Origin of the sequence: Algoriphagus sp. oki45 (genome assembly GCF_036245605.1) — a bacterium.
In the GTDB taxonomy this organism is placed as follows: domain Bacteria; phylum Bacteroidota; class Bacteroidia; order Cytophagales; family Cyclobacteriaceae; genus Algoriphagus.
This window is the reverse complement of sequence record NZ_BTPC01000001.1, coordinates 143,637-163,835: the sequence shown is the minus strand read 5'-3', so window position 1 is coordinate 163,835 and position 20,199 is coordinate 143,637. Positions and strand designations below refer to the sequence as shown.

General features: G+C 43.6%; 21 protein-coding genes. 10 read left to right on the top strand and 11 right to left on the bottom strand.

The genetic code is table 11. The features are described 5' to 3' along the window. Positions 1-43 precede the first annotated feature (43 nt). From AAA942_RS00680 to AAA942_RS00665, 4 genes are all read right to left on the bottom strand, one after another. Entirely contained in the window at positions 44-1,414 is a 1,371-nt protein-coding gene (locus tag AAA942_RS00680) for an MATE family efflux transporter (protein ID WP_338218297.1), read from the bottom strand. Positions 1,415-1,420: 6 nt separating this feature from the next. Beyond that, positions 1,421-1,963, bottom strand: coding sequence for an NUDIX hydrolase (locus AAA942_RS00675; RefSeq protein WP_338218296.1), 543 nt, complete (start codon positions 1,961-1,963; stop codon positions 1,421-1,423). 57 nt (positions 1,964-2,020) lie between these two features. After that, positions 2,021-2,503, bottom strand: a complete 483-nt coding sequence (locus AAA942_RS00670) for an Lrp/AsnC family transcriptional regulator (protein ID WP_026952335.1) — start codon at positions 2,501-2,503, stop codon at positions 2,021-2,023. 211 nt (positions 2,504-2,714) lie between these two features. Next, the gene (locus AAA942_RS00665) at positions 2,715-3,911 is read right to left on the bottom strand and encodes a tetratricopeptide repeat protein (protein WP_338218295.1); all 1,197 of its coding nucleotides are present in this window, start codon (positions 3,909-3,911) and stop codon (positions 2,715-2,717) included. A 76-nt stretch (positions 3,912-3,987) separates the two neighbouring features. On the opposite strand from AAA942_RS00665, the gene AAA942_RS00660 reads away from it, so the two are divergent. Beyond that, positions 3,988-4,635 carry a sulfate ABC transporter permease gene (locus AAA942_RS00660; protein ID WP_338218294.1) on the top strand — a complete coding sequence of 216 codons (648 nt, stop codon included), beginning with the start codon at positions 3,988-3,990 and terminating at the stop codon, positions 4,633-4,635. Here AAA942_RS00660 and AAA942_RS00655 read toward each other — a convergent pair. Further along, positions 4,632-4,778 carry a DUF2256 domain-containing protein gene (locus AAA942_RS00655; RefSeq protein ID WP_338218293.1) on the bottom strand — a complete coding sequence of 49 codons (147 nt, stop codon included), beginning with the start codon at positions 4,776-4,778 and terminating at the stop codon, positions 4,632-4,634. The genes AAA942_RS00660 and AAA942_RS00655 overlap by 4 nt on opposite strands. Before the next feature lie 40 nt (positions 4,779-4,818). Next, positions 4,819-6,288, bottom strand: a complete 1,470-nt coding sequence (locus AAA942_RS00650; protein ID WP_338218292.1) for a cryptochrome/deoxyribodipyrimidine photo-lyase family protein — start codon at positions 6,286-6,288, stop codon at positions 4,819-4,821. Between the two features lie 39 nt (positions 6,289-6,327). Here AAA942_RS00650 and AAA942_RS00645 point away from each other — a divergent pair, with 39 nt between their 5' ends. Beyond that, a complete protein-coding gene (locus tag AAA942_RS00645) occupies positions 6,328-6,612 on the top strand; it encodes a TIGR03643 family protein (protein WP_338218291.1) in 285 nt (94 codons plus the stop codon). 62 nt (positions 6,613-6,674) lie between these two features. On the opposite strand, the gene AAA942_RS00640 is transcribed toward AAA942_RS00645, so the two are convergent. The 4 genes from AAA942_RS00640 to AAA942_RS00625 form a co-directional block, all read right to left on the bottom strand. Next, a complete protein-coding gene (locus AAA942_RS00640; RefSeq protein ID WP_338218290.1) occupies positions 6,675-7,010 on the bottom strand; it encodes a rhodanese-like domain-containing protein in 336 nt (111 codons plus the stop codon). A 75-nt stretch (positions 7,011-7,085) separates the two neighbouring features. Then, positions 7,086-7,343 (bottom strand): hypothetical protein, encoded by a 258-nt coding sequence (locus tag AAA942_RS00635; RefSeq protein ID WP_338218289.1) that lies wholly within the window; start codon positions 7,341-7,343, stop codon positions 7,086-7,088. Further along, positions 7,325-8,200, bottom strand: coding sequence for a sterol desaturase family protein (locus tag AAA942_RS00630; RefSeq protein ID WP_338218288.1), 876 nt, complete (start codon positions 8,198-8,200; stop codon positions 7,325-7,327). The genes AAA942_RS00635 and AAA942_RS00630 overlap by 19 nt, the downstream gene beginning before the upstream one ends. A 4-nt stretch (positions 8,201-8,204) precedes the next feature. Beyond that, complete coding sequence (locus AAA942_RS00625) at positions 8,205-9,011, bottom strand: sulfite exporter TauE/SafE family protein (protein ID WP_338218287.1); 807 nt, start codon at positions 9,009-9,011, stop codon at positions 8,205-8,207. 409 nt (positions 9,012-9,420) lie between these two features. Between AAA942_RS00625 and AAA942_RS00620 the strand changes: the two genes are divergently transcribed. Continuing rightward, positions 9,421-10,224 (top strand): universal stress protein, encoded by an 804-nt coding sequence (locus AAA942_RS00620; protein ID WP_338218286.1) that lies wholly within the window; start codon positions 9,421-9,423, stop codon positions 10,222-10,224. Here the strand turns inward: AAA942_RS00620 and AAA942_RS00615 are convergent, their stop codons facing one another. After that, positions 10,225-10,881 carry a Crp/Fnr family transcriptional regulator gene (locus tag AAA942_RS00615; protein ID WP_338218285.1) on the bottom strand — a complete coding sequence of 219 codons (657 nt, stop codon included), beginning with the start codon at positions 10,879-10,881 and terminating at the stop codon, positions 10,225-10,227. It lies immediately after the preceding gene. Between the two features lie 277 nt (positions 10,882-11,158). Between AAA942_RS00615 and AAA942_RS00610 the strand changes: the two genes are divergently transcribed. The 7 genes from AAA942_RS00610 (at position 11,159) to AAA942_RS00580 (ending at position 19,804) form a co-directional block, all read left to right on the top strand. Beyond that, positions 11,159-12,421 (top strand): NAD(P)/FAD-dependent oxidoreductase, encoded by a 1,263-nt coding sequence (locus tag AAA942_RS00610; protein WP_338218284.1) that lies wholly within the window; start codon positions 11,159-11,161, stop codon positions 12,419-12,421. 194 nt (positions 12,422-12,615) lie between these two features. Then, on the top strand, positions 12,616-15,018 hold the full coding sequence (locus tag AAA942_RS00605; protein ID WP_338218283.1) for a TonB-dependent receptor: 2,403 nt from the start codon (positions 12,616-12,618) through the stop codon (positions 15,016-15,018). A gap of 74 nt (positions 15,019-15,092) precedes the next feature. Then, positions 15,093-15,728: a hypothetical protein gene (locus tag AAA942_RS00600; RefSeq protein WP_338218282.1), complete on the top strand. Its 636-nt coding sequence runs from the start codon at positions 15,093-15,095 to the stop codon at positions 15,726-15,728. Positions 15,729-15,805: 77 nt separating this feature from the next. Further along, positions 15,806-16,027, top strand: coding sequence for a FeoA family protein (locus AAA942_RS00595; RefSeq protein WP_338218281.1), 222 nt, complete (start codon positions 15,806-15,808; stop codon positions 16,025-16,027). A 5-nt stretch (positions 16,028-16,032) separates the two neighbouring features. Continuing rightward, positions 16,033-18,165 carry a ferrous iron transport protein B gene (gene feoB, locus AAA942_RS00590; protein ID WP_338218280.1) on the top strand — a complete coding sequence of 711 codons (2,133 nt, stop codon included), beginning with the start codon at positions 16,033-16,035 and terminating at the stop codon, positions 18,163-18,165. A gap of 3 nt (positions 18,166-18,168) precedes the next feature. Next, positions 18,169-18,285 (top strand): FeoB-associated Cys-rich membrane protein, encoded by a 117-nt coding sequence (locus AAA942_RS00585; protein WP_338218279.1) that lies wholly within the window; start codon positions 18,169-18,171, stop codon positions 18,283-18,285. A gap of 43 nt (positions 18,286-18,328) precedes the next feature. Continuing rightward, on the top strand, positions 18,329-19,804 hold the full coding sequence (locus AAA942_RS00580) for a lipopolysaccharide biosynthesis protein (RefSeq protein WP_338218278.1): 1,476 nt from the start codon (positions 18,329-18,331) through the stop codon (positions 19,802-19,804). The last annotated feature ends 395 nt before the right edge of the window (positions 19,805-20,199 follow it).

The following is a 20,199-nucleotide window of genomic DNA, read 5'->3' as shown; positions in this document are numbered from 1 at the left end:
TTTTCAGCTCCAAGATAAATGTTTGGACTGAAATGGAAAGCATTTATTCCGCCAGTTGGGCTGAAGAAAAATAAGGATTTGAAGAAAGGATTTTTTTCTTGCTCAGGGAATTGAACCTGAAGAATAGAAGCACCGCGGTGATACTCAGACCAATTAGCAATCCGTACCAAATGCCCTTTTCAGCAAATCCAAATTCAAAAGCCAAAACATAGCCCAAAGGAAGACCCAATACCCAATAAGCCATCAAAGTGACCAAAGTAGGAACTTTTACATCCTCCAATCCCCTCAATACGCCTAAACCAACCACCTGAACCCCATCGCTCAACTGGAATAGACCAGCGATGATTAATAGGGAAGAAGATAATGCAATTACTTCAGGATCATCGATATAAAGCTCAGGTAGAAAGTCCCTAAAAACCACAAATATCACCGCACAGAGAAACATAAAAGCCATCACCAGCCCGAAGACTACCATCCCAGCCTCTCTCATGGCCTTCAGATTGCCTTTTCCAATCTGATTACTTACCCGGATCATTCCGGCTGTAGAAAGCCCTGTAGCCATCATGTAGCTGATGGAAGCCAAATTGAGCGCAATTTGATGACCGGCAAGTGCATTGACTCCAATCCAACCCATCATAATGGCTGCGGTACCAAATGCTGATACTTCGAAGATAAACTGGAAGCCGGTGGGAATACCGATTTTCAAAATACGGGTAATCATCAAAAAGCTGGGACTTGGATTGCGAAGCTTGAAATGATATTTTTTATATCTGGATGAGGAAAGAATATAGGCCCCCATCATCAGCATCATCAATACTCTGGAAATCAAGGTAGCCAAGCCCGCACCATTCAATCCCATAGCCGGCATTCCGAACTTCCCCCAAATGAAAACCCAATTCAAAAAGACATTGACCAGGTTACAAAAGATGGTGATATACATCGCCTGTTTGGTCTGGGAAAGTCCCTCTGCCAGCTGCTTGAAAGTCTGGAAGACCATCATGGGCAGCAAGGAGGCGGTGATGATAAACAGGTATGGCAATGCCAAAACCACCACTTCTTCTGGCTGCTCCAGGTAGGAAAGCCCTTGGGACAAGCCCAAAATGACCCCAATCAAAAGAATTCCTGCAGTGACATTGATCCAAAGCCCATGACTAAATAGCCTGGATATTCGCTTCAACTTACTTTTGCCATCAGCAATGGAGACCAAGGGAGTGATGCCCATAGACACACCGATTCCAAACATCATAATCACAAAAAAGATACTGTTGGCTAAAGCAGAAGCAGCCAGAGGGACAGGGCCCAACTGCCCCACCATCATACTGTCTGCGACGCCTACAGCCACCTGCCCCAACTGACTCAGCATCACCGGGTAGGCCAGAATAAAAGTCGTCTTAAAATGATCTCTAATCGTCATGGCTTACTAATAACCTAAAATACGGGCAGCTTTTAGAATTCCTGCTACACTGATCGAGTCTGTGATTTTTCCGGTCATCACCCAATCCAAGGCTTCCTGAAAAGGCAACTTGAAGATCTTCAATACCTCCGTCTCGTCAAATTCCGTATCTCCAAAACTCAAGTCCTCTGCCAAATAAATATATCCCACTTCGTCCGTGACGGAATTGGACGTATGTATTTTCATGATTTCGGTCCATTTCGAGGCGGAAATTCCCGTCTCCTCTTTCAGTTCTCTTTTGGCAGACTCCAAATAATCCTGATCGATTTTGCCTCCGCCCATAGGAATTTCCCATGAATACTCCTCCAAAGTATACCGATATTGGCCTACAAGCCAAGTAGTATGATCTTTATCGATGGGTACTATTGCCAAGGCTCGGTTTTTAAAATGGACTTTTCCATAAATCCCTTCTTTACCGGCAGGATTGAGTACCAGATGATTCTCTACCCGGATCCAAGGGTTTTCATAAATCTTTTCCTCTTTGAGGGTTTTCCAGGGGTTTGATTCCATATTTATTCAAAAAAAAAGGGTAGCAATTTGCCACCCTTTCTATAATTAGTTTGCTGATTAGGCAGGAATAGGCAAAACTTTTGAATCCTTAAAGGTAGAGAGAATTACCATAGACTGCATGGAATCCACTTCCTTGATTTCGGAAACTTTCTCCAGCATTAATTTTTGATAAGCGGTAATATCCTTGGCGATGATTTTAAGAATGAAATCGCCTGTACCGGTAATATGATGGCACTCAATTACCTCCTGAATGTCATTAATTTCTTTCATGAAGGCATCAATATTTCCTTTGTTGTGTCCGATCAGACTGACCAAAACGAAAGTACTCACCCCTAATCCGATTTTTTCAGGATCCAGCTTTGCATGGTAGCTTTTGATAATTCCAGATTGCTCCAGCTTTTTTACTCGCTCCAAAGTAGGTGCAGGAGAGAGTCCGATGTCCTTGGACAATTGGGCATTGGTAATCTTGGCATTGGCCTGAAGAATCTCAAGTATTCTACGGTCGATTTTATCAAATTTGATTCTTACACTATTGTCCATGTTTCTACGTCTTTACAAAATTTTCTGTGGCGCAAATTTAATATAATTGATTAAAATTTTAAATCGATTATTCGCTTTTTGATGAACGGATTCAAAATTTTTTAGAAGTATTCCTGAGTATTTGGCAATGAATTCCTTACAAACAGCAAGGTACACGCGAAAATTTCAAATTATCTCTTGCCTTAGAGTGGTACTAACGGGAAGGCCGAAATTAAAGTTTATTCTTTTTTATAAAATCTCGAGCCTCTTTGTGCGCAGGGTGTTTTCGCTTGGCGTATTTTTTCACCTGATTAAAATACGCTTTCGCCTTAGCCTTATTGCCTGCTTGGGATTCTATTTTCCCCAATTGAATTAAGGCGTGCAGGTAATATCCGCTTTCCTGAGATTCCGACTCTTCTCCGTAAGCCACTGTTTTTTGGTAGTACTGCTTTGCTACGTTTTTATTTCCTGTCCTGAAATTGTACTCAGCTACATAAAAGGACGCATACCTTCCACTATTTGCTTCATAGCCGGTTTGCTTTTGATCTATTCGATCCAAAATTTCATAGGATTCCCGGACTGATTCAGACCATCTTCCCACAGAATAAAGGTGTCGCGCATAAGATCTGTGGAAATAGGGATTATTTGGAAACTTCTGGTGAAGATATTCTGAAATTCTCAAGGCATCATAGGGCCGATTTTCCATGGAAGCATAAAGCCGAAAAAGAAAATACTGTGCCTCTACTCGAGTGTAGAAGGCATTGCTCGCAACAGTTTCGAGCTGTTGGATCCCCAGTTCCTTATTTCCTTTGGGAAAAAGCGCCATCACAGGACGGAGTAAGGGATAATTTTCAGGAATCCAAACGGAGAAATAGTTGAACAAGGCATCTCCCAACAGCAATTCGGGATTGAATTCTTCCTCTCCCCTGCTTAATTCCATGTACTTTAAGGCATTTTTCCCGGCAAATGTTGCCTTAGTCCAGCTTTTTCGCTCACTATATAGCCTTCCCAAAAACCCATATCCGGCTGCCAAAAAGAAAGCGGCTTCTTTGTTATTGGGATTGGCATCAAACATTCTTTCTGCCTTATCATTTGCACGCTCGAGGTATTGCACAAAGACATTGTCATACCTAGTATTGGTCACATCCACTTCGATTCTCCACCAATAACCCAAAGCCATCAGGAAATCCGGAAGCGGGTGTTCGGGGTATTGGTACATAATGACTAAAAAATCCCGCTCTGCTGTGGGAAAGTCAAAATTGTACATGCTGTTGATCGCCTTGGTAATCCGGTACTGCAAGCCTTTGTCCAAAAGCAGATATTCTGAATTTGACGGTAAATCTACAGGCTGCTGAGGCTGGGCATGAAGTCCAAGAGACCCAAGAAGCAACACTAAGAAAAAGATATATCCAGTTATTCTTTTGTTCATCCTACACAGGTATTCTCCACAAAACTAAAGCGAATTGGCCACAATCAATTAGATTTAGGAGGATTTAGCATTTCCCATGGCAAAACACGCTTCTCCTTTGGCACAACGTTTAAGCGAACTGATTGATTTCGATAAACGTGTCTTTTTTTTCCTTCTGCTCTTCATTTTTCTTTTAATCCGGTATCTGACCAATGTTTTGGTATTGGAGGCTATCCCAGGGTACGAGGATTTAGAGAGAAAAGGCGATTTGATGTTTTTTCACCTCTTCAATTCCCTGAATTATCTATGGACCCCTTTTGCCTTACTATGGAAGTTCACCGTCATTGCGTTTCTGTTTTGGTCTATTGGACTAATGATCGGATACAAGGCGGACTTTAAAGCACTTTGGAAGTTTGCATTGGTCGCAGAAGTGATTTTTATTTTTCCAGAACTCCTTAGAATCCTTACCTATATTAATCCCTCGGGCAATATCACCTATCAGGAAATCCAGAATTTTGAACCGCTTTCAGCCCTTTGGCTGGTTGGGCCGGAAAATATTGAGGAAAAGTACCACTATGCGCTTTCTGTACTGAATGTATTCGAGATTCTCTATGGAATCTTTTGGGTATTCGGCTATCACATGATCAGCAGAAGAAGCCTTTCTGAAAGTACTTTGGTGGTGCTGTTGGCTTATTTCCTGCCTTTGTTTATATGGTTGCTTTTTTATGTAGGTGCCTATCGCTAGGCTTTTCTCATGGATTTGGCCTCTCCTGAACATCGCTTGGAGCAGTACTTGACCTCTTCCCAGTTTTTTTCCCATTTCTTTCTCCAGGTAAAAGGGCGGGAGCAGACAGGGCACATTTTGGTGGGCAAATGTTCTTTTTTCATAGATTTTCGATGATTTTGATCTGGTGAATCTCTTTTTGAGCTAAGCCCAACGCTTGGACAGGGTATGTCTGGCCAAAATCCTTTCAGCCTCCATGAGCACTTCAGGGAGTTTTTGGGCTCCCCAAATCACATCCCTTGCTCTTGCTGCCGCTTTTTCCAAATTCACCAAGGGCAGAGGGTAGTCCTTGCCAAGCTCAAAGCCTAAATCACTCTGCTCCACGGGAGTGACAACCCAAGGGGTATGGATTAGGGAATTGGGGAGCTCCCGGAGTTCGGGAACCCACTTTCGGATAAATACCCCTTCCGGATCATGATCCAGAGACTGCTTGACTGGATTGTATATCCTGACTGTATTAATACCTGTGACACCGGATTGCATCTGTAATTGGGGATAATGAATACCTGGCTCAAAGTCCAAAAACATCCTCGCCAGATGATCCGAACCGGATTTCCAACTTTGTCCCAAATGGTGAGTCAAAAACGAAACGACCATGGCCCGCATTCGGAAATTAAGGTATCCGGTCTCCCTTAGGCATCGCATACAGGCATCTACCAGAGGCACTCCCGTTCTCCCCTCCTCCCAGGCTTTGATCCAATTCTCATTTTTCTCCAAAGGCAATTGAAGGAATCCCCTGTTGATGGGCTCAAACTCCATTCGGGACTCCATTTCAAATTTTTGGATAAAGTGACAATGCCATTTGAGTCGGGACTGGAAATTGGTCCAATTACGGGTTTGTTTACCTGTTTTAGCCTGAATCTGAGAAAGCTGGTAGACCTCTCGCAGGGACAGGCATCCCCAGGCTAAATAAGGTGACAATCTACTGCAGGATTTACGGCTGAGTTCCGGCTTGCTGATATGTCTGCTGTAATCTTTGACCCGATCGGAAAGAAAACTCTGAAGGTATTTCCTTCCCTTGGACTCTCCTCCCGGCTGCATTTGAGGATTGGGGACTTTCCATTCTTCAGGAATAGGGTTTTGCGAAAACTCATCCCAAATCTCTTTTGATAATTCAACCCAAGAAGCTTTATCCCACTTGGGTTGAGCAAGGGCTGAGCTCATGAATCCAAACCAGAGATTATTCCATCGATGTCGGTTTTTCCTCCCCCTTTCCACCCCTTGCTGAAGAGATTCCTTCCATTTGATTCCTTTCCTTCGGAAAAAATCGGCCAAGCTCAAATCCCGTTTGAAGGTCAAATCAATCCCTGTCTCCTGATGGGAATACACAGCCTGAATGGCAAACTTTTCAGCGAGAAATGAAAAAACTTCTTCCGCTTCCCTATAAAATATGGCTACTTGAGTTGAATAGGCCCGGAGTCGGATTTGAAGATCCTGAAGACTTTCCCAGACAAATCTCCAATGCCGGACATCACTTTGGGGAGCTTGAATCAGGCTTGGCTCAAAACAATAGATGATCAATATAGGAAAGCCTGAGTCAATCGCTTCTGCCAACGGGGCGTGATCGCTCAGTCGTAGGTCTCTTTTCAGCCAAACCAGGGAAATTTTCTGCACAACCAGAAAACTTTCAGGACTGGGCAAAGTTTGAGATTCATGAAGAAATTGAAAGATTTATCTGAGGAAGAGGTGGATAGAATCGTGGAAATGGCCTGGGAAGACCGTACACCATTCGACGCGATTCAGGCTCAGTTTGGGATCAGTGAGGCAGAAACCATTGCTCTAATGCGAAATACGATGAAAAGAAGCTCTTTCAAAATGTGGAGAGCAAGAGTGCAGGGCAGAGCTACCAAGCATGCCAAAAAAGCTCCCGAAGACATGGATACTTTTAAATCAAGGATGCAAAAGAGTATTGCCCTGAATAAAATTTCGAAAAGATAAAAAAACCGAATCCCATTGGACCCAGTCTTTTTCATTAACCCAAAACTATCAACCTATTTATTTTATACTGTCTCAAAAGGCCATCTCATGATGCCTCCTGCCAGATTTTTCAAGTTTTTGAAGCCCATATCAGCCATTATTCCGCAAGCCTGCCCACTTCGGTTTCCACTTCGGCAATACACGAGGTAGGTTTTGTCTTTGGGAAGGTTTTTGATCTGATTCACAAAATCTCTGGACATGATGTCGAGATTTCTCGCACCCCGGATTTTGCCTCCTGCAAATTCTCCTGCAGTACGTACATCCAGAATAATTGTGTCAGGCTGTAGCATGAGGTCATGAAATGGACCTGCGGGGATATCTTCGTAATTCTTTGGTGTGGTTTTGAAGAAGTCAAACATGGTTGTTTTATTTTTTCTTCAAAGTTAATCCACCTATCGGCTGACTATCAGTAATAAAAGTCACTTGAAAAAAAATCAGGCTTTGGCTGAAAAGAATTTCTTTTTTATGTCCAAGAAAGAAAGTCGAATCAATAATACCCATGGAAACCCATGCATCAACAAGTCTCCCCAATCGATGAGCTTCATTCCCACAGCTCCTCCTGCTACCCATTGGATCTTGCCCAAGATATGGGGCTCTTGAGTAATTGGGGCCAAACCCAAAGCAATGCAGAGGATGATGACAAAGCTCCAACTGTTGTAGAAGACTTTTCGGTTTAGTTCTTTTTGTTCCACGGATAGGTGATTTGCTGCCAAAAGGTCTTGGGAAATTCCTCCACATGCTCAAAACCCAAAGGCTCGTTCTCGTTCTCATTTGGGATATAAGCAGTACCAAAGAGGTAATCCCAAAGGCTTAATGAAATCCCATAATTCACCCCATGGCTTCCTTCAGGCAAGTGCTTCGCATGATGCCATAGATGCATGACTGGGTTATTTAGGACATATTTTAATGGGCCGTAGGTGATTTTGATATTGGCATGGTTGAGATGACCGATGGCAATGGTGAATATGTGCAGTATAAAGAAATCATCCAGTCCAAACCCAATCATTGCCAGGGGAATGTATTGGACAGATTTATAGACGATCGTCTCCATCCAATGATATCGAAGGTGAGCGGCAAAACCCATTTGCTCAACTGAGTGGTGGACCTTGTGAAACTCCCAAAGCCAAGGACTTCTGTGCAGCCATCTGTGCACATTCCATTGGATAAAATCCGCTACCACAAACATGAGGAGAAATTGAGCCCAACCGGGCCAAGATGCTACCTGAATCGCTACCAGATTACTGACACCAAAAAGGCCCAGAAAATCATTGAAAGCCTCCACAGCCACATTGGAAAGGGAATTGTAGACGACTAAGGAGAATAGGAAAAAATTAAAAAACATGTAAAAAGCATCCAGCCAGAAATCCTTACGGAAGGCAGGCTGGTTTTTCCTCCAGGGAAAAACCAATTCCAATACCCAAACCAGAAGCGATAATCCAATCAGCCAATAAAAGTAATTGTGCCAAGATGGATACAGCACTTCGGATTTGAGATAATTCCAATAGCCATAGTATCCGTCCAAAAAGACTTTGAAATACTCGTTTAGCATAGTCTTACAAACTCATTAATTCTTTTGCAATGATATAGACACCCATGACGAGGACAAACCATCCAAATCCCTTTTTCAAAGCTTTTTCATTGATTTTCTTGGAAATTGCGCTACCGATAAATATCCCCACAATGGACAGTCCGGTAAAGATCAACAACATGTTCCAATCAATGGTTTGGGTAGACACGTCCCCCAAAAACCCAATCAGGGATTTGGCTGCAATGATCAGCAAGGATGTTCCCACGGCCATCTTCATAGGCAATCGGGCCAGAATAACCAAAGCTGGAATGATCAAAAATCCACCACCAGCGCCAACAATCCCTGTGACAAGACCCACCACAGAACCTTCAAGGGCAATCATTGGGAAGTTGAATTTGATTTCTACATCTTCATCACAATCCACGCACTTCTTGTTTCGAATCATGGAAAAGGATGCAGCCAACATGATGATGGCAAAAAACACCATAATCCCAATGTTTTTGGTAATCTCTGCACCGCCCAATGTAAAAAGAGGGTCTGGCAAAGCCGGAACAAGGAATTTACGTGTCAGGAATACTGCGATAAAGGAAGGGATAGCAAAGACTATTGCTGTTTTGTAATTAACCAAGCCCTTTTTCATATAAGTGCCGGCACCCACCAATGAGGTAGAACCTACTACAAAAAGAGAGTAGGCGGTGGCTAAGACTGGATCAACTCCAAGAATATAAACCAATACCGGAACGGTAAGTATGGAACCACCTCCACCGATAAGTCCCAAACTCACTCCAATCAATATTGCGGCTGCAAATCCAATGAGGACAATAAAATCCATAATCTTTTCTTCTTTTGATTTCTGATGACAAAAGTAAAGAGCCTAAAGACCTGAATGTGGTGACAAATGTTACATGTCAGTTTTCAATTCCGTCATTTGGGTATGCGCATCCGAAAGCCCGACTAATTCCGGAATAATCCTTCACCCAACCATTCCCTTTAAATAATCCGATTCCCAAGTGAGTTATACCAAAGGTAAGAATCTCTTGGTTTTGGAGACTTTATCCCATCCTTTCTAAAAAATATTCTTTCTGCCAAAAAAGAAGGATTCCTAATGAGAACAGTCTCATTTTTCCTCATTTGGAATTAGTGTTTTGAAAAAATTCACTGTTAAATTTCCATTATTATCCCTTTCCGGAAAGAAATAAACAATCGATAAACCTTAAATTAACGAATAAAATCAGGCTATCATGAAGATCATTGTCCCAATTGACTTTTCTCCCAATTCAATAAAAGCACTTGAGATGGCACTGACCATGGCCAATAAAAAGCATGGGCAAGTCATCCTCATCCATGTCATTGAGATGGTCTATGATTTCGCCTCCCAAGCCGCAATAGCACTGGAGTCCATGTATAGCGATGGAGAAAAGCAGCTTAAGGCTCTGATCAATAATTACTCTGGGTCCCAAATCAACATGAGCTACAAATTGCTGGAAGGAAGTCCGGCGATTACTGTAGCCAGACTGGCAGAGGAAGAAAATGCCACCCTCATCGTGATGGGTACAAAGGGAGCAAGCGGGATCAATAAAGTCCTGATTGGATCTACAGCTGTTAATTTGATTCGAGAGGCTACTTGTCCGGTATTAATCATTCCAGAAAAGGCCAATATCGCTAGTATCAAAAAAGTCACGTTGGCACTAGAATTTGCCAATCATGAGGAGAAGTTTATCGATTGGATCGTGAATATGTCCCAGCGTTGGCAATTGGGATTGGAATTTTTACATGTCCAGACTCAGCAGGAATTCCGAGACCAGCTTTCTGTGCTGGGACTGGAAAAATATTTAGAAAAAAAATACCCAGAGCTACCGGTAAGAATCCACACGTATTATGCAGAATCTGCTTCTGCAGGTTTGGAGGAATACCTGGATGAGCATGAAAACACCATCCTCGTTATGTGTCATGAGCATAAGAATTTGTGGAAGCAAATTCTAGAAAAAAGCGAGTCGGTAGCCATGGCTTACCATACACATATTCCGCTTTTGATCATGAATTGATCATTTGCTGATCAATTCCTCAAAATCATCCCGGATATAGATCACATTTCTTCCCAGTTCGATCCATTTTTTCTTCTCCAGTTGCTTGAGCAGACGTGAAATCACCTCCCGGGAAGTCCCCAGTTCATTGGCTATTTCCTGATGGGTGGTGTGCAGTTCATTGGCTTTGAGCTGCTTCATTTTGGTTACGATATAGCGCATCAGTCGCTCGTCCATCCGCTTAAATGCGACTGCATCGAGAGCAATAAGCATTTCCCGGAATCGCTGCTGATAGGTACTGGACACAAAATCTTTCCACTGCTTGAATTCATCGACCCATTGCTCGTGAATCTGAACTGGGATAAAAATTATAGTGACATCTTCCTCCACTACAGCTTTGATTTCACTGGGCTTGGCTGCCGAGCAGCAGGTGAGAGAAAGTGCGCAGGTCTCCCCCTCCTCCAGGTAATACAAAAACAACTCTTTCCCGTCTTCATCCATTCGCATGATTTTGATGGAACCGTCAATCACCAAAGGAACAGCCTTTATAAATTGGCCTGGTTCCATGAGTGTTTTTCCGGATGGCAAGTGCATGACTTGACCTTTGTCCAAAATGGCCTGAAGCAATTTTGGGTCAGTTAATTCGGGTAAGGCTTGCTTGAGCTTTTCTAGTGTCATTTTCAAAAACAATTTGCAAAAATGTCCTGGGGACACATACGAATTTAGTGATAAATGTCACTTGGAAAAACCATTCTTCATCTTCCCTGATCTCTTTTAAAAGATCAGGCGAAAAGGTGACAATTATCACCAATTTTAATAAAGGAGCTAAGTACCTTTCTTCCAGTTAATAAAACCCAGGACTAATTGACTGGATCAGATTCTGCGGAAAAAGGTGAAAGAGTTTTCCTTCCTCTATTTCCAAAAATCAAAAATTCCAGAAGAAACCCTTATTCAAATGAAACATTATCAAATTTTGATCATTGGCGGAGGAACTGCCGGGATCACCATCGCAGCCCAACTGAAAAGAAAGGATTCTTCTCTGAATATTGGATTGATCGAACCTTCTGAAAAACATTATTATCAGCCTGCATGGACCTTGGTTGGTGCTGGTGCCTTCGATTTCAAAGAAACTGAAAGAGATGAAGTAGACTACATCCCGAAGGGAGTAGATTGGATCAAGGATAAGGCTACTGCGATAGACCCGGATCTCAATCAGGTATCTACTGCCAATTCCGGAGATTTTACCTACGACTATCTGATTCCAGTTCCCGGTTTGGTCATGGCACCAGAACTATTGCCCGGGCTTACTGAGGCCATGGACAAAGGGGTGGTTTGCTCCAACTACACCGATCCAGAGCATACTTGGGAAGTACTTCAAAACTTCAAAGGCGGAAATGCAGTGTTTACCCAGCCAACCACTCCGATCAAATGCGGGGGTGCTCCGCAAAAGATCATGTATATGGCGGAGGATTATTTCCGAAAGAAAGGAATCCGTGATAAAACCAATGTCCTTTTTGCCACCCCTGGAACGGTCATCTTTGGCGTTCCGGAATTTGCCAAGACGCTGAATAAAATCATTCACGATCGGGACATCATTTTCAAACCTTTCTACGCGCCAATCAAAATTGATCCCGAAAAGCAGGAAATCTACTTTCAATATTCCAAACCGGGCGAAAGTAACTGTACCATCATGGAGGGAAATCCTCTAGGAGAAGAGCTGACTGGAGCAACAGAAATCAAAGTGCATTACGACATGCTGCACCTGGCCCCACCTCAGGCGGCTCCAAAGTTTATCCGCGATTCCAAGATTTCCATCCAGGAAGGCCCTGGAAAAGGCTGGATAGATGTGGACATTCATACCATGCAGCATAAGCGATATCCGAATATTTTCTCCATCGGAGACGTGGCCCATCTGCCTACAGCCAAAACCGGGGCAGCGATCCGTAAGCAAGCACCTGTCCTGGTTGAAAATCTGCTTAGACTTATCCAATCCGGTAAAGCTGGAAGCAAATCTTACGAAGGATACTCTTCCTGCCCTATCGTCACTGGCTACGGCAAAATGCTGCTTTGCGAGTTCAAATACGACAATGTGAAGGATAGCGATCCGATGATCTCGACCTTCGTCGACACTACCAAAGAGCAGTACAGCATGTGGTTGCTGAAAAAATATGGTCTACCATTTATGTATTGGAATCTGATGCTGAGAGGAAAAGCCTAAGTCCACCCTCCTTAAATCCGAAGAAGGAAAGTCTCCAAGGCTCAGGAAATGTACCTGAGCCTGGTGCTTTCCTTCTTTTTTTTGAAATAAGAACAAATCAAGAAGAAGCAATTGCTACCAAAAAGCCCATTCTATTCCATCTGAATAAAATATTTTGGATTAATTCGCGGCTTACTTTTGCTTTGCGCCTAGCTATGCAAAGACTCCTTCTTTTCACCTTCCTTTTGTTGAATTTCACTTCTTTTGGCTTTGGCCAAAGCATTCGTGTCGTTGACAAGGAGAGCCGTCAGCCGATCGAAGGGGTATTGATTTATTCTCAGGAGCTGGGAATCAGCAGACTTACTGATGCAAAAGGACAGGCGGATTTGTCAACGTTTGAAGATATAAATGCCATTCAAGTTCAGATGATGGGCTATGAATCCCTGAAACTTTCTTGGGCTCAAATCCAATCGATGAATGGAGTAATCGAACTGGAAATCAGTCCTCTGGTATTGGATTTTGCAGTCATCTCTGCCAGCAGGTGGGAACAAAACAGCCAAGAAGTATCCAGTAAAATAGTTCGGCTCAATCCTGAACAGCTTTCCATCCGAAACCCTGCCAACACTGCCGATTGGCTGGGCTCTTCCGGTGAGGTATTTGTTCAAAAAAGTCAACTGGGAGGAGGAAGCCCAATGATCCGGGGATTTTCTGCCAATCGCCTCCTCTACGCCGTGGATGGAGTACGAATGAACACCGCCATCTTCCGGAGCGGAAATCTTCAAAATGTCATTTCCCTCGATCCATTTTCCCTAGCCAATACGGAGATTCTATTTGGGCCCGGCTCGGTCATGTATGGATCCGATGCCATCGGCGGAGTGATGAATTTTGAAACTCTCCAACCCCAAACTCAGGGACTTTCAGGGAATGTAGTCAGCCGGTTTTCATCTGCCTATTCTGAAAAAACATTCCATGCAGACCTGTCCTATGGAGGTAAAAAGTGGAAGTTTGTCACCAGTGCTACCCATTTTGACTATGGTGATCTAAAAATGGGAAATTCAGGAGGTCCAGATTCTTATCTCAGACTCAAATATGCCGATCAGATTGACGGACAAGATGTAGAAATCACCAATCCCGACCCATTGGTGCAGGTAGAAAGCGGATATCAGCAACTGAACCTCATGCAAAAAGTCCAATGGAAACCCAATGATCGATCTACTTGGGACTATGGTTTTCACTATTCCGAAACCTCTGATATCCCGAGGTATGACCGCTTGCTGGAAGAGAGAAACGGAAAACTAAGATTTGCCAGATGGGATTATGGTCCTCAGGTTTGGATGATGAATAATCTGAAATGGACCTATCAGGCCGAAAACAAATGGTTTGATCAGGTAAAGGTGATTATTGCGCAGCAATACTTCGAGGAAAGTCGTATCGACAGGAGATTTGAAAGCGTCTTGGAGTTTGACCGAAGAGAAAAAGTGAATGCCTACTCTCTCAATGCGGATTTTTTCAAAAGTCTAAAAAATGAGAATTATTTTACCTACGGACTGGAAGGGGTAACTAATCGGGTAGAATCCACCGGCTCGGAGAGAAATATAGAGTCAGGAGAATCTCAAAAAGCCTCGGCCAGATACCCCGATTCGAATTGGGCCTCTTTGGCCGCTTATGGCAACTTTTTTGGAGTGCTTTCTTCTCAATGGAAAATTCAGACTGCCTTGCGCTACAATTGGGTAAGTCTGGATGCAGATTTTGGAAACAACACGGAGTTTTTTCCCCTACCCTTCAGTAAAGCCAGTCAACAAAATCAATCCCTTACCGGAAATCTTGGATTGGTCTACACTCCGGAGCCAAGCTTGTCCATCTCCCCTGTTTTCTCCACGGGCTTCAGAGCTCCAAATGTAGATGACATCGGAAAAATTTTTGATTCAGAACCCGGCGCTGCGGTGGTTCCCAATCCTGATTTGAAACCAGAATATGCCTATAATTTTGAACTCAATCTGAACAAGCATTTTCAAAACAAGGTCAAAATCGACCTCACAGGCTTTGTTACTTACCTAGACAATGCATTGGTCCGAAGACCCTTCGAGCTCAACGGAGAGGATGAAATCATCTACGACGGAGAGCTCAGCCAAGTCTTGGCCATACAAAACGCAGCATTCACCGAAGTCTATGGGATTCAAGCGGGCTTCGAATGGGCAATATCCCGAAACTGGGTTCTTACCTCCAGATACAATTGGCAGAAAGGGACGGAAGAATTGGACGATGCCACCCAAAGTCCTTCCCGTCATGCGGCTCCGGCATTTGGACTCACCCGATTGACCTATACCCATAAAGATCTTCGAGTTGAACTTAGCTCTCAATACAGTGCAGAACGGTCATTTGAGAATATGCCAGAAGAAGAGAAATCCAAAACCTTCATTTATGCTTTGGATGAAAACGAAAATCCCTATTCACCGGCTTGGACGATCTTTAGCCTTAATGCCTCCTATCAGGCCTTTTCTTTTTTGCAGATTAATGGAGGAGTGGAAAATATCGGCAATCTGCGCTACAGACCATACAGTTCGGGAATTGTGGCTCCCGGAAGGAACTTTACCTTAAGTCTTAAGGCTTCATTCTAAGCTCAAGAAATTTTCGTATTAATATAACTTTAAGCCTTTGAGGAAGTTATCTTTACCTACTTACTGATTTACAGATGGCTTCGAAAAAATCGGGATTGACCCTTCTTCTGCTTGCATTCTTGGCCTTGGCCCCTGGAGGTTGTGGGATTCTCTGCAACAACCCCTGTGGATGCAATCCGACTTTTCCCGAGCAGAGTGCCAGAATCCGGTCTTTCGAGCTTCTGACATTTTCCACCGGTGGGCAACAAATCACTCCCAGTCTAAATCAGCCATACGACCAAGTGGTAAAGGCATTTCGAATCAAGGATTTTGACCTGATTTCTTCAGCTGAAAAGTCTTCCAATTTCAACTGGAATCTTGGAGTAGCCTATGCATGCAGCCCTCCTCCGATTACAGTGGACAAGCAGCTGATCGACCTGCGGATCATCAATCAGGAGGAGGTAATCCTTGGGGATGGAACCCGATGGGAAGTAGGTCAGGAACTTTCAGAATTCTTTGGGATGAATAGTTTTTTCAGTTCCTCGCTGGTTCCAATTGACGAGTTCATAGGAGAAGGATTGACCCTGATATTGGAAGATTTTCTAAAAGTAGGCTTGATAAAAGACCCCGGAAAAAGCCTGGAGCTAAAACTCAGCTTTAACCTAGTGCTGGAAAATGGAGAAACATTCCAAATCTCAAATGAGATTTTAAGCGTTCGTTCAAAAAACTGACAAAAATCTTCTTTATTTTTCTTTAGATTCATTCCAAATACACCTACTTTTGCGGCACTAAGCCCAAAAATCGCCCAATGACAGCTGATCAGCTCAGGATAGATCAAACCGGAAAAATCATTGAAATTCTTCCCTCCCCGTTGAAATTGAATTTGATGGAATTAGGATTTCTGCCCGGAAAAAAAATCACCCTGCAGCATGAAGCCCCATCCGGTGGACCTAAAGCATTCCGAATGGAAGAGACGCTTCTGGCGCTCAGAACATCAGAGGCTGCATTAATCCAAGTCGAACTGATCTGAAGCCCATGTCTGAAGCCCTTCTTTCCTCTACCACACGTACCCAAAAAGTAGCAATCATCGGGAATCCCAATGTTGGCAAATCCACGATTTTCAACTACCTGACTGGTTTAAATCAAAAAATCGGAAATTACCCCGGAGTAACGGTAGACAAAAAAACCGGCTTACTTCATCTAAGTGAAGCGACTTTTGAGATTGTAGATCTTCCCGGTACTTACAGTCTTTTTCCCAACTCAGAAGACGAGATCATCGCCCATCGGGTCCTAAACCACACACGGATCGAAGATAGACCAGATTTTGTGCTGATGGTCATTGATTCCTCGCAACTTTCCAGAGGGCTTTTTCTAGCTTCACAATTGATTGACCTCGGGGTCAATCTTGCTGTCATCCTCAATATGTCTGATCTCGCTGAAAAGCGAAAAATTGAGATCAAAACCTATGAGCTTTTCAAAGCTCTGGGTGTGCCAATCGTCTCTACCGATGCCCGAAGCCAAAAGGGACTTGACCAGGTCAAGCAGCTGATTGGAGAGAAAAACTTCTCCAAAGCCTCCACCTTTGTGGATATCCGCCAAGTGATTCCCGTTGAGATTCTGGATAGGGTAGCAGAGAGATTTCAGCTTGAAAACCACTACCAGGCCTATCAGATGATCCGATTTGGGTCCAAGGACAAGGCCATGCCTGCCGAAGAAAGGAGATGGATTTCAGACCTTTTGGATTCCATTCAATTTAACTTGGAAGAAGCTCAACTTGAAGAAACAAAGCTGAGATACAAGAAAATCACCGATTTGGTGACCAAAGCTGTGGCAAAAAGGGAAGAGGTCAAGCCCAAATCCAAATTTGATCAGCTTACCCTCCACCCCGTTTGGGGATATGTCATTTTTGGTTTGATCCTTTTGCTGATTTTCCAGGCCATTTTCACTTGGGCCTCCTATCCCATGGACTGGATTGATGGATTCTTTGCAGACATCAGCACAAGACTTGTCAGCTGGCTACCGGAAGGTCCCTTGACCAGCTTGTTGGCAGAAGGTATTGTCCCGGGAATAGGCGGAGTGGTTATTTTCATTCCTCAAATCGCCCTTCTTTTTGGGTTTTTGGCCATTTTGGAAGATACGGGCTACATGTCCCGAGTGGTCTTTTTGATGGATCGATGGATGAGACCCTTTGGGCTTCATGGCAAAAGTATCGTGCCGCTTGTCTCCGGAGTAGCCTGCGCCATACCGGGCATCATGGCTACACGAAATATTTCCAACTGGAAGGAAAAAATGATCACCATCATGGTAACTCCCCTGATGAGTTGCTCGGCGAGACTTCCAGTTTATATCATCTTGATCGGTCTTACGGTACCGGATGAAGTCGTGATGGGCTTTGTCAATTTGCAGGCCTTGGCACTTTTGAGTCTTTATCTGCTGGGAATTATCGGGGTTTTGATCACCTCCTTCTTTTTGAAGCTTATCCTGAAAACAGATGAAAAAAGCTTCCTACTCTCCGAGTTGCCTCCCTACCGACTACCGAGATGGGCGGATGTTGGACTTACCATGATCGAAAAGTCCAAGACCTTCGTTTTTGAGGCAGGAAAAGTAATTCTAGCGATTTCCATTCTGCTTTGGGTCCTTGCCTCTTATGGTCCTCCGAGCAGGATGGACCAAATCCGGGCTGAAGGGGAAGCAAGGCTTGAGCAAGCAAGAGGAGAAGAAGAAATAGCCGCTATAGAGGCAGAGACGAGCTCTTTACTTTTGGAAAATTCCTTTATCGGAATCATGGGCAGGACCATAGAACCTGTAATTCGACCCTTGGGATACGACTGGAAAATTGGGATTGCCTTGATTACCTCTTTTGCGGCAAGGGAAGTGTTCATATCCACCATTGCTACCATTTACAGCATTGAGGGTGATGTGGAAGACGAACTGACCATTCGTGAGAAACTGGCACAGCAAGTGAATGCCAATACCGGCGAAAAAACCTTCAATGTTGCAACTTCCTTCTCTCTGATGGTGTTTTATGTTTTTGCCATGCAGTGTATGAGTACGCTGGCAGTGGTAAAAAGAGAAACCAAAGGCTGGAGGTGGCCAATTCTTCAGACTATTTACATGACCGGACTGGCCTATCTGACCGCATTCATCACCTACCAAATTCTATCTTAAACCATGTGGCAGGAATTAATCGTCGGATTGTTGGTTTTGGCCGCAGCCGTATTTTTGATCCGGAAGTTTATGGTCAAGCCCAAAACCCAGCCGGGTTGTGATAAATGTGCCAAGCCCTAAGCGATCAATTTTCAGGTTCTGATTTTTTTGATACATTTAGCCTATGGGCAAAATCGCCAGCCAAAGCATTCTCACTGCCGTTTTTTCTTACCTGGGTGTCCTGATCGGTTATGTCAATGTCCTTTGGCTCTATCCCTACGCGCTTGATGCCAACGAACTGGGAATCTTCCGGACCATTCAGGATTTAGCGCTTTTGTTTGTACCCTTTGCCCAACTGGGAGTCGGACATGGCATCACCCGATATTTTCCCAAACTCGAATCCAATCAATCCGCCTTTCTTAGCTATGGATTAGCTTTTTCACTTCTGGGATTTTTGGTGGTCGCAGCTTTATTTCTGGGATTTAAAGAGGAAGTGATTCAAGTCTTTGCAATCAATTCTCCAGAGGTTGTTGATTTCTTGGGAATAGTCCTGCTGATCACCCTTTTTGCCCTATTGGGTAGCGTTATGGATGCCTATGCCCGATCTTTTCTGAAAGTGGCTGTACCCACCTTTTTTCGGGAGGTTTTTCTTCGGTTTTTGACTTCAGTGCTGATTTGTCTTTACCTACTGGATTGGATTGATTTTGAGCAGGTGATGCTGGGCTTGATTGTGGTCTATGGTTTGGCATTTGCAGGTGTTCTGATTTTTCTGGTCTGGAGAAAAGTGCTGGTTTTGGACTTTCGTTGGAAAAACTTCCCCACGGGATTTAGAAGCTCTTTTCTGAAATTTAGCCTGATCACCTTTTTGGCTACAGCTGCTTCTACGCTTATCATGAAGATCGACAGCATCATGGTCAGTGCCATGGTGGGACTCGAAGCCAATGCCATCTATTCCATTGCCTTTTACATGGCTTTGGTCATCGAACTTCCCCGAAGGGCGGTCTCTCAGGTGGCTATGCCTGTGATTGCGGATCATTTTGCCAAAGACCGAATCGAAGAGATCAACCATCTCTACCGGCAGATATCCAACCGTCAGCTGTACATCTGCCTGCTGATTTTTGCTCTGATTTGGGGGAATATTGATCAGATTTACCACTTTGTTCCCAACCGGGAAATCTATCAAGCGGGAAAGTGGGTGGTTTTCTATATCGCTTTGGGAAAAATATTCGACGTGGGTTTTTCCATCAACTCTGAGATCCTGGTCTTTTCCAAATATTATCGATTCAATCTGATTTTGACTATCGCCATGAGTGTCCTCATCATCGCGGTCAATTTTTGGCTGATTCCTATCTATGGGATCAATGGAGCTGCCATAGGATCAGCTTTAGTCATGCTGATTTTCAATGGGATCAAATATGGTTACTTGAAGTGGAAATTACGTCTGGACCCTTTTAGCTGGGATACACTTCGGATTTTATTTATCGGATCCATGGTTCTTTCTCTGAGCGGACATGGGATAGAAAGTGCAGCCCCAATAATCAATATCTTCTTCAAGAGCCTATTTATCCTGGGGATTTACGGAGTCATGTCCATGGCTTTGAATGTGGGCAGAGAGGAATGGGACTATTTGAAAAAGCTGTTTAAAAAATCCGGGCCTTAGAGTGTTACGAAACCTCTTTTATAGACAAGATTTGAGCTGCCTTAAAACCGCAAACTTCCACTGTTATCCTGCTTTTTGTGCGAGGTCCCGCAGATGCGGGATGAGGCCTGTTTTTGGAGAGGGCTTCACTCGGAATTGTTTTTTAATTGTGAAGTTCGAACATGTCGACGGCCCGGATACTGCAAATATACGATTTTGGCAGGAAGGAGTTTGGGCAAAGAGAAATTATAGCAAATAAGAACTTCATTTATTCTTTTGTAACGGGCCTACTTTCCACCATTACCAAATTTTATTTTTCATTAAACCTAGTTCAAAATTCAAAATTGAGCCCTGAGCAAGAGTGAGAATAAAAATTCAAAATAATATTTTGCCAAATTCTGAATAGATTACTTGTG

Bases quoted from the DNA above. Each gene is read 5' to 3' on its own strand.
- AAA942_RS00680 (WP_338218297.1), bottom strand. From the start codon at position 1,414: ATGACGATTAGAGATCATTTTAAGACGACTTTTATTCTGGCCTACCCG.
- AAA942_RS00675 (WP_338218296.1), bottom strand. From the start codon at position 1,963: ATGGAATCAAACCCCTGGAAAACCCTCAAAGAGGAAAAGATTTATGAA.
- AAA942_RS00670 (WP_026952335.1), bottom strand. From the start codon at position 2,503: ATGGACAATAGTGTAAGAATCAAATTTGATAAAATCGACCGTAGAATA.
- AAA942_RS00665 (WP_338218295.1), bottom strand. From the start codon at position 3,911: ATGAACAAAAGAATAACTGGATATATCTTTTTCTTAGTGTTGCTTCTT.
- AAA942_RS00660 (WP_338218294.1), top strand. From the start codon at position 3,988: ATGGCAAAACACGCTTCTCCTTTGGCACAACGTTTAAGCGAACTGATT.
- AAA942_RS00655 (WP_338218293.1), bottom strand. From the start codon at position 4,778: ATGAAAAAAGAACATTTGCCCACCAAAATGTGCCCTGTCTGCTCCCGC.
- AAA942_RS00645 (WP_338218291.1), top strand. From the start codon at position 6,328: ATGAAGAAATTGAAAGATTTATCTGAGGAAGAGGTGGATAGAATCGTG.
- AAA942_RS00640 (WP_338218290.1), bottom strand. From the start codon at position 7,010: ATGTTTGACTTCTTCAAAACCACACCAAAGAATTACGAAGATATCCCC.
- AAA942_RS00630 (WP_338218288.1), bottom strand. From the start codon at position 8,200: ATGCTAAACGAGTATTTCAAAGTCTTTTTGGACGGATACTATGGCTAT.
- AAA942_RS00625 (WP_338218287.1), bottom strand. From the start codon at position 9,011: ATGGATTTTATTGTCCTCATTGGATTTGCAGCCGCAATATTGATTGGA.
- AAA942_RS00620 (WP_338218286.1), top strand. From the start codon at position 9,421: ATGAAGATCATTGTCCCAATTGACTTTTCTCCCAATTCAATAAAAGCA.
- AAA942_RS00615 (WP_338218285.1), bottom strand. From the start codon at position 10,881: ATGACACTAGAAAAGCTCAAGCAAGCCTTACCCGAATTAACTGACCCA.
- AAA942_RS00610 (WP_338218284.1), top strand. From the start codon at position 11,159: ATGAAACATTATCAAATTTTGATCATTGGCGGAGGAACTGCCGGGATC.
- AAA942_RS00605 (WP_338218283.1), top strand. From the start codon at position 12,616: ATGCAAAGACTCCTTCTTTTCACCTTCCTTTTGTTGAATTTCACTTCT.
- AAA942_RS00600 (WP_338218282.1), top strand. From the start codon at position 15,093: ATGGCTTCGAAAAAATCGGGATTGACCCTTCTTCTGCTTGCATTCTTG.
- AAA942_RS00595 (WP_338218281.1), top strand. From the start codon at position 15,806: ATGACAGCTGATCAGCTCAGGATAGATCAAACCGGAAAAATCATTGAA.
- feoB (WP_338218280.1), top strand. From the start codon at position 16,033: ATGTCTGAAGCCCTTCTTTCCTCTACCACACGTACCCAAAAAGTAGCA.
- AAA942_RS00585 (WP_338218279.1), top strand. From the start codon at position 18,169: ATGTGGCAGGAATTAATCGTCGGATTGTTGGTTTTGGCCGCAGCCGTA.
- AAA942_RS00580 (WP_338218278.1), top strand. From the start codon at position 18,329: ATGGGCAAAATCGCCAGCCAAAGCATTCTCACTGCCGTTTTTTCTTAC.